Source organism: Vibrio sp. N418 (assembly GCF_000222565.1).
GTDB lineage: Bacteria > Pseudomonadota > Gammaproteobacteria > Enterobacterales > Vibrionaceae > Vibrio > Vibrio scophthalmi.
In genome coordinates, this window is the sequence record NZ_AFWD01000035.1 from 1 (window position 1) to 12,236 (window position 12,236).

At 44.9% G+C, this 12,236-nt stretch carries 13 protein-coding genes and 1 pseudogene; 8 read left to right on the top strand and 6 right to left on the bottom strand.

Going from position 1 to position 12,236, the window contains the following annotated elements; translation table 11 throughout:
- Window positions 1–11 precede the first annotated feature (11 nt).
- The 5 genes from RH86_RS05425 to RH86_RS05445 all read right to left on the bottom strand — a co-directional run bounded on the left by RH86_RS05425 (window position 12) and on the right by RH86_RS05445 (window position 3,413).
- Window positions 12–242 (bottom strand): DUF3820 family protein, encoded by a 231-nt coding sequence (locus RH86_RS05425; RefSeq protein ID WP_005598258.1) that lies wholly within the window; start codon window positions 240–242, stop codon window positions 12–14.
- Window positions 243–368: 126 nt separating this feature from the next.
- Window positions 369–1,031 (bottom strand): DUF3313 domain-containing protein, encoded by a 663-nt coding sequence (locus tag RH86_RS05430; protein ID WP_009385424.1) that lies wholly within the window; start codon window positions 1,029–1,031, stop codon window positions 369–371.
- Window positions 1,032–1,128: 97 nt separating this feature from the next.
- Window positions 1,129–1,479 carry a helix-turn-helix domain-containing protein gene (locus RH86_RS05435; protein WP_005598261.1) on the bottom strand — a complete coding sequence of 117 codons (351 nt, stop codon included), beginning with the start codon at window positions 1,477–1,479 and terminating at the stop codon, window positions 1,129–1,131.
- Between the two features lie 235 nt (window positions 1,480–1,714).
- The gene (locus RH86_RS05440; protein WP_009385425.1) at window positions 1,715–2,881 is read right to left on the bottom strand and encodes a D-alanyl-D-alanine carboxypeptidase family protein; all 1,167 of its coding nucleotides are present in this window, start codon (window positions 2,879–2,881) and stop codon (window positions 1,715–1,717) included.
- 175 nt (window positions 2,882–3,056) lie between these two features.
- Entirely contained in the window at window positions 3,057–3,413 is a 357-nt protein-coding gene (locus RH86_RS05445) for a hypothetical protein (RefSeq protein WP_009385426.1), read from the bottom strand.
- Window positions 3,414–4,133: 720 nt separating this feature from the next.
- On the opposite strand from RH86_RS05445, the gene RH86_RS05450 reads away from it, so the two are divergent.
- From RH86_RS05450 to RH86_RS05460, 3 genes are all read left to right on the top strand, one after another.
- Window positions 4,134–4,343 carry a cold-shock protein gene (locus RH86_RS05450; RefSeq protein ID WP_005598267.1) on the top strand — a complete coding sequence of 70 codons (210 nt, stop codon included), beginning with the start codon at window positions 4,134–4,136 and terminating at the stop codon, window positions 4,341–4,343.
- Window positions 4,344–4,408: 65 nt separating this feature from the next.
- Window positions 4,409–4,945, top strand: coding sequence for a YaeQ family protein (locus RH86_RS05455; protein ID WP_009385427.1), 537 nt, complete (start codon window positions 4,409–4,411; stop codon window positions 4,943–4,945).
- Window positions 4,938–5,477 (top strand): hypothetical protein, encoded by a 540-nt coding sequence (locus RH86_RS05460; protein WP_009385428.1) that lies wholly within the window; start codon window positions 4,938–4,940, stop codon window positions 5,475–5,477. The genes RH86_RS05455 and RH86_RS05460 overlap by 8 nt, the downstream gene beginning before the upstream one ends.
- A 47-nt stretch (window positions 5,478–5,524) precedes the next feature.
- Here RH86_RS05460 and hmpA read toward each other — a convergent pair whose 3' ends face one another.
- Window positions 5,525–6,685 carry an NO-inducible flavohemoprotein gene (hmpA, locus tag RH86_RS05465; protein WP_009385429.1) on the bottom strand — a complete coding sequence of 387 codons (1,161 nt, stop codon included), beginning with the start codon at window positions 6,683–6,685 and terminating at the stop codon, window positions 5,525–5,527.
- Window positions 6,686–6,881: 196 nt separating this feature from the next.
- On the opposite strand from hmpA, the pseudogene norR reads away from it, so the two are divergent.
- From norR to RH86_RS05490, 5 genes and pseudogenes are all read left to right on the top strand, one after another.
- Window positions 6,882–8,464 (top strand): annotated as a pseudogene (gene norR, locus RH86_RS05470) (nitric oxide reductase transcriptional regulator NorR).
- Between the two features lie 62 nt (window positions 8,465–8,526).
- Window positions 8,527–8,886: a glutaredoxin family protein gene (locus RH86_RS05475; RefSeq protein ID WP_009385430.1), complete on the top strand. Its 360-nt coding sequence runs from the start codon at window positions 8,527–8,529 to the stop codon at window positions 8,884–8,886.
- 51 nt (window positions 8,887–8,937) lie between these two features.
- On the top strand, window positions 8,938–9,552 hold the full coding sequence (locus RH86_RS05480; protein ID WP_009385431.1) for an HAD family hydrolase: 615 nt from the start codon (window positions 8,938–8,940) through the stop codon (window positions 9,550–9,552).
- A gap of 89 nt (window positions 9,553–9,641) precedes the next feature.
- Window positions 9,642–10,262, top strand: coding sequence for an NAD(P)H-dependent oxidoreductase (locus tag RH86_RS05485; protein WP_009385432.1), 621 nt, complete (start codon window positions 9,642–9,644; stop codon window positions 10,260–10,262).
- Window positions 10,259–12,181, top strand: a complete 1,923-nt coding sequence (locus RH86_RS05490) for a monovalent cation:proton antiporter-2 (CPA2) family protein (RefSeq protein WP_009385433.1) — start codon at window positions 10,259–10,261, stop codon at window positions 12,179–12,181. Before RH86_RS05485 ends, RH86_RS05490 begins: the two co-directional genes overlap by 4 nt.
- Window positions 12,182–12,236: the final 55 nt, after the last annotated feature.

A 12,236-nucleotide genomic window follows, 5' to 3' on the forward strand; every position in this document is an offset into this window, starting at 1 on the left:
CCTTAGGGTGATCAATAACGTGGATGATCGTCATATTTCAAAGGTTGCACCACACTATCCAGACCTTCAACCTTGAGAGCTAAACACAGTTGCATCAAGCGGCCCAATTCCCCTTCAGGAAAACCCTTCTTATCAAACCAAAGCAAATATTCTTCTGGTAAATCAATCAACACTCGCCCTGCATATTTACCAAAAGGCATCTGCATACGCGCTAACTTGATGAGGTTTTGTTTTTCGAGCATTAGGTCTTCTAACGATGGTGTTATATTGAGTTAAGATTAACAGACAAACACCTCTTTCGGCAGAGGTATTCTAGCCCAAATAACGCGAATAAATATTTTCTCTCTCGCTCATAATCATTACGGCTGCTACCGCTCTTGCATAGTAATACCTAATCGAGCCACCCAGTAATCGATCGCGTCTTTGGCATCATCAAGGGAATCAATCATGGTCGAAATATCTTTATTTCCCGCTTGTCGGTCAATGGCGGCGAATAAGGGTTTACCAGACATAGCGTCACTAACCAACAACTCAATACTCGCACTACCGACGTTGGTGTGTTCACCGGTTGTGACTTTTGAAATGGTTGAGATCGCTAAACCAAATGGCAGCACACTGCTTGTGACCGCTAAGATTGGATTAGGGGTTTCGACATTGCTCAGTGCGATACTGAGTCGTAAAGAGTGCTTGGTGGGTTGAGCAACCACTGACTTGTAAGGCGAAATCTTATGCTTGATTTGTTCGACTAAATAACAACTTAACTCATCAATCTCCGCTTGGCTAAGCGACTCATCTTCGACAATCACGATCACTTCATCAATCACTACCGAATCATATTCAGCCAACTTACGTTGCAACCGCGAAGCATCACGTAACCCCATTTTAGCCCACACAAGATCGACACCGCCTTCAGGGCCAGGACTAAAATCTTGGTACGATGTAAACGAGGTGGCTTTAGTTAACGGGCCCGAAGCGCAACCAACCAGTAATAGCAATGTTGCGAATAGCCACCAAACTCGTTTTGTTCTCATCAGCACTGGTCTCCAATTTATTTATTGGTACATCATACCTTAAATTAATTGTCCGTGCTGATTATTTAACCGTTTCTTCGCTCGTTGAGCGAGCCCGTTATGCGGGTTGAAATACCGTATGTAAATATTCAACCACGACCTGATTTCCTTCAATATAGGCCCGCTTGATTTCCCCATCCACTGTCATGCGACTCTCTAAGTACACTTCTTTCACGTTCGGCTGCGTGCGAAGTGATGGAACAACTCGGTGAGATTCCAAGTTAAGCAAATTGCAAAATCGTGATACGAACGCCATCGAAAGTGGTCGTTCACCTCTCAAAATACTCGAAAACTCTAATTGATTCATACCCAGTTTCTTGGCGAACTCCATCTGGGTTAGGCGCATTTTAGATTTCTGTGACATCCAAACTTGGTATAACGCTTCGTTGTCTTTTACGGTAAATTCCATGATGAGTTCCTACACTGCTTTCGCCTCGATTCGGGCGCATTCATTTTGACGTTATTGTGGCGTTTTCAACAGGTATAATGTCAGTGTAAGGTAAGCGAAGTTTAAGGATTCAAGCAAATTGCGGCTTATTGAATAAGCAAAGAGGATATAATGTAACTAAGTGAAACAAGTCTCGAAAATAGCGGGCTTCTCGCCCGCTCGAAAGATCATTCAAGGTAATAGATAGGAGGGTGAATTATAACCAACTCGCCACTAAGCGTTTAAACCAATCAATAATGCGTTTAACGAAGCCGCCCTCTTCAACGGGATCTAATGCCACTAATTCAGCGCTAGCCACTTCATCACCATCGACACTGTAAATCACTTTACCAATTACTTGCTCGCTCTGAATTGGCGCAATCAAATCACCATCATAGAGCAGTTCAGCCTTAACTTTGCTCGCTTGGGATTTTGGTAGGGTAATAAACACATCTTTAGCGACACCAACGCTGAGCTCATCACTGTCCCCCATCCAAACTCGCGCTTTAGCGATCTCTTGCCCTGCATCACCTGCAGAGACCGTATCAAAAAAACGGAAGCCGTAACTCAACAGTTGCTTACTTTCCGATTCACGACTTTTGGTGCTAGACGAGCCCATCACAACCGAAATTAAACGCATATCACCGTTCGTCGCAGACGTCGCTAAGCTATAACCCGCACCACTGGTGTAGCCCGTTTTCATGCCGTCCACATTTAAGCTGCGGTCACGTAGTAAGCCATTTCGGTTGTATTGGGTTATTCCGTTATAAGCAAACTCCGTTTCACTGTATAGCGGATAAATGGTCGGCAAATCACGAATGATTGCTTGGCTCAATAACGCGATATCATACGGCGTAGAATACAGCCCATCGCTGTCTAAACCATGAGGGTTAGTAAAAGCGGTATTGTCCAGGTTTAGCTTTTCAGCCCAATTGTTCATCAAGCCAACGAAAGCATCTTCACTGCCTGCAACATGCTCTGCAATCGCCACACTGGCGTCATTGCCAGATTGCACAACTAATCCACGATAAAGATCCATTAGCGATACTTCAGTACCCACTTCAATGAACATCTTCGAAGAATCGGGAAAGTTCTTAGCCCACGCTTTTTTACTGATCGTAACTTGGTCGTCTAAGCTGACATTACCAAAATTAACCTCTTGTCCCGCAACATAAGCCGTCATCAACTTAGTTAAACTCGCTGGGTTTAAAGTCTGATGGGCGTTTTTTTCTACCAATACTTGTCCAGTATTGTAATCCATCAAAATATAACCCTTCGCACCTAGTGCTGGAGCATCAGGCGTGATCGACGGTGCAGCAATCGCAGCAGTTGAACCCAAAGTTGCAGTAATACAAACCGTCTTGATGAAACGTTTTTTGTTCATGGCACTCTACCAATTAGGAGACTTCACTCAGTATATTCAAAGCGTAGCTACTTGCAGCACTACTGTTACGCTTAGTTACGGTTATACAAGGTTTGAGGCAAATTAATGTGATATCGGTTGAAAGGTATAAAAAAGCCAGCATTCAAGCTGGCTTTCCATACAAATAATAAATGCGTTACGCAACTTGCAACGATTTTGCCTTCGAAGTGATGGCATCGCGGTAACTAAACCACAAATAACTCACCACTAAGGAGAAGAATAAATAAGACAGAGCAAAGATAAACGGAGAAGTAATCAGCTCAGCTGACATCCCCCAGCTCACCCCAACGATTGTGACCGTTAATTTGGCCAGCATGCCACACATCAGTAGCAGTAATCCTAATTGAGGAAAACGTGTCGAGCGAAAAGCAAACCAGTAGCAGCTACCCACAGCTAAAGCGGCAATTGATAGACCAAGCATGAATGAATGAAGATGATCAGCAGATGCAACACCTGCAGATAACGATGCCATGATAATTAGAACCAGTTTCATAGAATTTACCTCATAGATAAGTGGTTAAAAGCATCCTTCCATAAATGCAAACTCATTTTGCGGGTATTTTCTCAGGTAGAATTTTAATTTCAAGTGACTTTTTGAGCACTTTTCTCAGTAAAAATCTAATCCATAGCAGATGTAAATCAATGGTTAAAAAATCAACTCTTTTATTTTGTTTGATTAAAGCATCTTAGCCATTAAACAATGGAAAAGAGAGATTTCATTAACATTTATGAAACAGAGAAATAATTTAAATTTCTTGTCATATTTGTGATATCCCCCACTGACACATCATGTCCAAATAATCCGCAACCACTGATCGATTTTCAATCAGTTATCACAATAAAATCCCGTCAATAAATGTTATTCGAGCTTACTTGGACCATGCTTGTTTATCTCAACTAAAGGGAAATCAAGAAACCAATAATTAATTTTAAAAACATCATGTTGCAACAATGGCATGGCGTAAAATCCGTCATTTTAATATGGATTTTAAAATACGATATTTAGTTCAAAACATTGGCCGAAGTCACTGGAAATGTAGTTGACTTCAATCGGTTAAACCTTAGACTACTTATTAGCTAGAAAACGGTTCTTGGCTAGACGCGTTTCGTTGGAATTCATGGACTTCTATCGTTACGTCGTGCGCAATAGCAGTCTCCTTTTCCACGCTATCCGTGCCCTTAGGCTTATTTAAGATATACGAAGGAAAGACACATGTCAGATACAGTGACTGGTACAGTTAAGTGGTTCAACGAAACTAAAGGTTTCGGTTTCATCAAACAAGAAAACGGCCCAGACGTTTTTGCACACTTCAGTGCAATTACTGGTGACGGTTTCCGTACCCTAGCTGAAGGCCAGCCAGTAGAATTTACTATCTCGCAAGGTCAAAAAGGCCCACAAGCTGAGAACATCAAAGTTCTTTAACTTGTTGCCAAAATAGATTGTAATAGCCAGCTCATTTAGCTGGCTTTTTTATTGGCGACTCATACATGGCTCTAAAACCAACAATCTACAAGTTTCGTATTTCCCTTTCAGATACCAATCGTGATTATTACGATTCACTTTCTTGCACTATCGCACTTCATCCGTCAGAAACCACTAGTCGCATGATGGCTCGCGTATTGGCTTACTGTTTGAATGCCAAACCTGAATTGCAATTTACCAAAGGTCTCTCTTCAATCGAAGAGCCTGACCTGTGGTTAAAAGCGTTAGATGGAACTATTGAAGAGTGGATCGAAGTGGGTGAGCCAGCCGTCGATCGGGTAAAAAAATCAACCCGCTTAGCAAAGCGTGTACAAGTCTACGCATTCAACAGCAAAGCAGACGTATGGTGGAATCAATCTAAAAGTAAGCTTAATGCGCTACCAGCAACCATTCATTGCTTTGATGGCGATGCAATTGAAGCACTTGCTGCCGATGTAGAGCGAGGTATGGAGCTGTCAGTGATGATCACCGGTAACAGCTTATTTGTCGATGGCAAAACCTCACACGAAGTGACTTGGGAAACACTACAAAGCCATGAGTAATCTGGCTCAAGCACTGATCAATATTGGTGCAGATCAACTTGACCACGTCAGCAGTGACTCAGTGGAATGGCAAGCCTTTTGCCAACACAATGAATCATTATTTAATCGGGTTCAACTTGCTAAACCCGAGCAAGCATTCACTCATCATTTGTTGGGTATTTTGACGAAAGCTCATATTGAAGCTTTAAGTCGTGTCGAGCAACAGCGTGATTCTGTCGAGGCGATGAATCAAGCCATAGAACAGAATGTGGGCGCCGAACACCATAGACGCTTTCGATATCAAGAAGGCGATCAGCTGCTAGTCATTACGCATCTGTGGCTTTATGTACAGGGCTATCTGGGGATGGACTTTAGCCTTGCTAATGACCATGCGCAAAGTAGCGTCCAAGCCCTAATAACAATGCAAGGGGGCGATAGCCAAGCTCTTCGCAGTCAGTTGATGGCCAGCTTTTATCAAGGTAAAGCGCTTACCACGACTAACCTGCAGCAAAGCCATCCCATCATTCAATGGTTAAAAAGCCTATTCAAATAAGCAAAAAGCTCCCTTGGGAGCTTTTTATTTAATCAGACGAGCGCGAATTACAAATAACGATGAGGGCCAAAGACCTCATAGTGGATCTGTTCTCTCGGCACCTGCAATGCCTCAAGCTGTTGCACAGCATGCTCCATAAACGCTAGTGGTCCACACAGATAAAATTCACCATCACTCACCGGAATTTTCTCGGCAATTGACGCCAAATCCATCATGCCATCCTGATCGCGATACCACACCTTTTGTTGCCACTGGTTGGCCTCAATGAGCTGTGCACTTTCCACGCGAAATGTATGTTGTGCTGCGTCTTCACAGGCATAGAAATAGCTCACATTGGCCTTTTTCTGTTGTGATAATGTATGCGCCATTGCTTGAATCGGCGTCGCACCAACTCCTGCTGCAATCAACACCACAGGTTTCTCAGTGGGTTGGTAAAAGAAGTCACCTGCGGGTGGATACAAGGTCACGGAATCACCCACTTCTAACTCATCATGGAGATAATGGGAAACCAGCCCTTTGTGTTCATCACCTTCGCGCTTTACTGAAATACGGTAACTGATTCCGTTTGGCGCTTGTGATAGTGAGTACTGACGAATCTCAGTATTCTCGCTACTGCTTGGCTTCACTTCAATACCTAAGTATTGACCAGCAAAGTAGTTGAGCACCGGTTTATCATCTGCTGGTCGCAGTTCAAAACTGGTGACTCGCTGTGACTCAGGCGTTTTACGATCGATGATAAACTCACGCCCTTCACGCCAGCCGCCCGCACCTTGCGCATTCAGTTGGTAAATTTGCTCCTCACGCTCAATAAATATATTGGCAAGGAAGAGGTACGCCTGTGTCCACGCTTCTTCTACCTCAGTGGTAAACGCATCTGACGCTAACTCACGCAGCGTCTCAATCAAATGATGACCAACAATCTGATAATGCTGCGGCTGAATATTAAAGCTGGTGTGCTTATGAGCAATACGCTCCACAGCTTGAGACAGTGCAGCTAGGTTGTCGATATTTTTCGCATACGCCGCGACGGCCTCAAACAAAGCAACGCTTTGACGGCCCGTTTGCTGATGCGTCATATTAAATATGTCTTTTAGCTCCGGGTTATGGCGAAACATGCGTTGATAGAAATGCTGCGTCAGCGCTGGGCCCGCGGTTTCTAATAAAGGGATGGTGCTTTTAACAACCGCTATATGATGATCATTGAGCATAAGAGCTTTCTCCTAATTATTATTTTTAGTGCATTCAAGATGCACCACATAGAGAGCACGAACCATGCCAAGATACAATCACTTGTAATTACATGATTTAATTGAATTTACAACATAAAAACAAGTCAATAAGACATACTTGAAATATGTCATTTAGACACTACAATAGTGAAATAACTTTTTTAGAGCTGATGTTATGCAAGAAATATCTGTTTCCACCTTGCTCGATATGACAGCAGGGCTCGCAAGCGCACACAATGCACAAGATAGATTCAATCGCCTACTCGATGCGATACGTCGAGTCATCCAATGTGATTGTATCGCGTTACTCGGGTTACACGGTGACACTTTAACCCCGTTGGCGATTCAAGGTGTGACTCGAGATACTTTAGGCCGCAGATTTAAAGTGAGTGATCACCCTCGCTTTGATCAAATCTGTCAAGCGCAAGGTGTGGTGATATTTGATGCGGGCTCGCCTCTGCCCGATCCTTTTGATGGCCTGCTTATTGATTATGATGGCGATTTACCAATGCATGCCTGCATGGGCTTACCTTTGCATTATTCCGATCAATTGCTCGGAATTTTGACCTTTGATAGTTTGACTCCCAATATCTTCGACACCATTCCACGTCGCAGCCTCGAAGCGCTATCAGCGATTGTGGCATCGCACCTCAAAGTCGCCCTCACTGTTTCTCAGTTAGAACAGCAGGCAAAACGAACCCAGCAGAAATTAGAAGAGTTGAACCTTGAAGCATGGGAACGAGAAGGAGGGGAAATCATTGGAGAAAGTCCACTGATTAACGCTCTTAAAACAGACATATCGGTCGTGGCGCCTTCCGACTTCACTATTTTAATTCACGGTGAAACCGGCGTAGGTAAAGAGCTCGTCGCACGCAGTTTGCATCATCAATCAAATCGCCGCCAACAGCCCTTAATCTACGTGAACTGTGCAGCCATCCCTGAAAGCTTGTTAGAGAGTGAGCTATTTGGTCATATGAAAGGGGCATTTACCGGTGCAGATAAAACACGCTTAGGTAAATTTGCGCTTGCAGACGGCGGCACACTATTTCTCGATGAAATCGGTGAACTTAGCCTTAGCGCTCAAAGTAAACTACTGCGTGCATTGCAAAACCAAGAAATTCAGCCCGTTGGGCAAGACCAAGTCCAAAGTATTGATGTGCGCGTACTGGCGGCAACCAATCGTGAATTGAAGCGAGAAGTAGAGCAAGGTCGATTTCGCGCCGATTTGTATCACCGACTCACGGTGTACCCAATCACCGTTCCCCCTCTTCGTGAGCGTGAAAGAGATGTTGAACTGCTCGCCGGCTATTTCCTTGAGCATGCGCGTAAAAAACTTGCATCGTGCAATTAAAACTGACCAGCGAAGCCCTATTTCAACTTTCTCGCTATGACTGGCCTGGCAACGTTCGTGAGTTAGAACATGTGATCAATCGCGCCGCGTTAAAAGCTCGAGCCAAGGGTTTATCAGACAATACCGTTAGTGTATCTGCCAGTGACCTGAACCTGACCGATATCCCTGATATGCCCGAAATCAAACAAGAGCAACCACATCAGCACTCAATCTCTATTGATGCTACGCAAGGACTACGCCAAGCCACTGACCAATACCAGACACAACTGATTATTCAAGCGCTCACGCAAAGCAATTTCAACTGGGCAAATGCGGCGCGGCAACTGCAGCTTGACCGAGCCAATTTAGTCCGCTTGGCCAAGCGACTCGGCATCAACGTCACCAAGCAGCACAAAATTGATTATTAATGCTTGTTGAGTGTTGGCAAGTTGTTACAATAAAAGGGTAATTTAGTTCATCAAGGGTTATCATGAAAGTTATTCGTTGGTTGTTAGGTCGACTTATTTTGCTGGGCAATTTTGTATTTTCACCGCGCGGAATCAAGCGCACCGCAGAGCAACAACAGCAAATCGATGAAAAAGCAGCAAAGCTTGCTTTATACCAATTCGAAGCATGCCCTTTCTGCGTTAAAGTTCGTCGAGCCATGAAGCGTCAATCGGTCAACATCGAGCTGCGCGATGCCAAAAGCAACGCTCAACATCGTCAAGAATTAGAAACTGGCGGTGGTAAAGTAAAAGTGCCTTGCTTGAGAATTGAAGATCAGCAAGGCGTACAATGGTTATATGAATCATCCGATATCGTTACATACCTAGAAAAAGAATTCGCCTAATTGCAGCACCCCTCACTGATTGAGGGGTGTTTTGTTTTTGGAGTCATAATTATGGATAGAGTTAACGTCGTACCCTTTAACGCCAAGCGTCTACGCGCCATCGTGTTTGACTTAGACAATACCCTTGTTAGCTCCAATATGGATTTTAAATGGCTACGAAGCCAAGTTGGCTGCCCACAACATCTTGACCTACTTAGCTATACCAACAGTATTGATTGCCCTAATCAACGCGCCATCGCTCAGCAACAAATTCTCAACCATGAAATCAACGACGCCCAACAGTCACACACTATGCCGGGCTGTCGTGACTTACTCACCTTTATCGAACATCAAGCGCTGCATACTGCGATTATTACTCGCAATTGCCTGCAAGCAGCTCAACTCAAAGTCAGCCATAATCAACTGAATATCACTCGAATTATTAGCCGTGAACATTATCCGCCCAAACCTTCACCACTGTCATTACTCGCCCTTGCGGACGATTGGCAGATTACAGCGGATGAACTGTTGTATGTAGGTGATCATCTTTATGATTTAGAAGCGGCGGCAAATGCTCAAATGCCATCATGTTTGGTCACCCACGGTCAATCCTCGGTATTTTCGGATAGCGCATCGGTGGTCGTTGAACAGTTAAATGACCTCGTGCGGTTGCTTGAGCGGCGCTAAAGCGCAACAATAGTGTTCAAAACATTTAAAAAGATGTTCAAAATTAACTCATTAGAATAATAAACGACTACCGCCAATAGGATGCCAACATGCCAAAAAATAAAGTGCTTGTCCTGTACGCTCATCCATCTCAACACCGCTCGGAGGTCAACCAACCTCTGTTCAATGCTGCTCAAAATACCGAAGGGGTCACCTGCGTCGACCTTTATTACGAATATCCAAGTTACAACATCAATATTGATCGTGAACAGCAGCGTTTGATGGATCACGATGTGATCATTTTCCAATTCCCACTCTATTGGTATTCCACCCCTGCGATGCTCAAAGAGTGGCAAGATTTAGTGCTTGAATATGGTTTCGCTTATGGCAGCCAAGGCACTGCGCTTAACGGTAAACATTTCATGTGCGCACTCTCAGCCGGAGGCAAAGCCGACGCTTATCAAACCAAAGGCTATAATCACTTTACCATTCGAGAACTCCTCTATCCGATGGAGCAAATGGCCGCACTAACTGGCATGAAATATATGGCCCCGCTTGCTTTATTTGGTGCGCGCACAGCCAAAGAAGAGGGACGAATTACCCAGCACGAACAGCGTTGGAAACGGCTGCTAACAGCGTTAGTCAACGACCGATTCGACTACAAACGAGCTTACGAAGTGGAAAAATTGAATCACCACTTAGACGAACTCATTTTAGGAGATAACGCATGACCGGATATTTTCTGCAAGCTTTCATCTATCTCGCCGCCGCCGTCATTGCCGTGCCAATTGCAAAACGTCTCGGCTTAGGCTCAGTGCTGGGTTATTTGATCGCTGGTGTGGTTATCGGCCCAATCATTGGTTTAGTGGGAGAAGAAACAACCACCATTCAGCACTTTGCCGAATTTGGCGTCGTGATGATGTTATTTCTCGTCGGCCTTGAACTTGAGCCGAAAATGCTTTGGGGAATGCGAAACCGACTATTAGGTTTAGGTGGATTACAGGTTGCTGTCACCGCGGCACTGGTGATGGGGATTGCCATGTTCTTCAACCAAACATGGACTGTTGCTCTCGCCATCGGCTTGATCTTTGCGCTCTCTTCTACTGCGATTGTCTTACAAACCTTTAACGAGAAAGGGTTAAGCCGTACCGAAGGCGGCCAGAATGCATTTTCTGTTTTGTTGTTCCAAGATATTGCAGTGATCCCAATGCTGGCGTTTATTCCATTACTGGCACTACCAGAACTGGTTCAGCAGGCTCAGGCGATGGCATCAACGGCTGCAGAGCATCATGAAGAATTAAGCCTTGTCGCAGGCCTACCTGGCTGGGCATACGCCTTAGTGATCGTCGCTTCAATTAGTGGCTTGGTCGTCGGCGGGCATTATCTGAGTCGGCCGTTATTTCGTTTTGTTGCCAGCTCAGGTCTGCGCGAGATATTTACCGCAACCGCCCTGATGTTGGTGGTCGGTATTGCGGCTTTAATGAGTTTGATCGGCTTATCTCCCGCACTTGGCGCTTTCCTTGCTGGGGTCGTTTTAGCCAACAGTGAGTTTCGCCACGAGCTGGAGTCCAATATTGATCCGTTTAAAGGGTTACTACTTGGGTTGTTTTTCATCACCGTTGGCGCGGGGATCAATTTCGCGATTTTATTTGATGACTTCTTCCTCATCGTCGGTCTCACGCTCGGCGTAATGCTACTCAAGGCCGTTGTACTGTTTGTGCTGGCCTTTTGTTTTAGGATCCGCCAAAGCAATCGCTGGTTGTTTACGTTAAGTTTGGCTCAAGCCGGTGAGTTTGGCTTTGTATTACTCAGCTTCACCACGCAAAATCATGTTATTCCGGTCGAGTTAGCGCAAACACTTTCTTTGGTTGTCGCGCTCTCGATGTTCTTAACCCCGGGCCTGTTTATCCTATTTGATAAGGTTATTCTGCCGCGCTACGAGCAGGCTTCGAATCAGGGAGAAGCTGACGAAATTGATGAAAAAGGCACCGTAATCATCGCAGGCATTGGCCGATTTGGTCAAATCGTCAACCGTCTGCTGGTCGCCAATGGCGTTAAAACCGTGGTGTTGGATCACCAAGCAGATCAAGTGGATGTGGTTCGTCAGATTAATACTAAAGCGTTCTTTGGCGACGCGACACGCCCCGATTTATTGCACACAGCGGGCATAGAGGAGGCGGCTATGATTGTTGTCGCCATTGACAATCGTGATGCCTCTCTTGCGTTAGTGAAATACATTAAGCACACCTACCCTAATGTGACGATTCTCGCTCGTGCTTTTGACCGCGGTGATGGCTATCTGCTTCGTCAAGCCGGTGCGGATGTCATTGAATCTGAAACTTACCATTCAGCCTTAGAGTTGGGTGCGCATGCTTTGCGTGAACTAGGCCAACACCCGTTCTTAGTTGAACAGCAAAAGGCCAGCTACAAGCGAGTAGAAGATAAGAAATCGGACGCCTTGTACCAAGCGTGGTTGGATGATTCGGATAATGAGCGCTTCGACAACAACTATCGACAACTGTTCATGCACTTGGAAGAGCAGATCAAACTCGCGATTACCACTGACCGAGCAGATAAACACAACAATGATGAGCGAGGCTGGACGCCTCCGCCAAAAGGCTACGATGACGACTTTAAAGAAAATGTTTAAAGAGTTTCAAGCAAGCGCCGCTCGATTTCATCGTTCAATCAAGTAAACTAGTCTT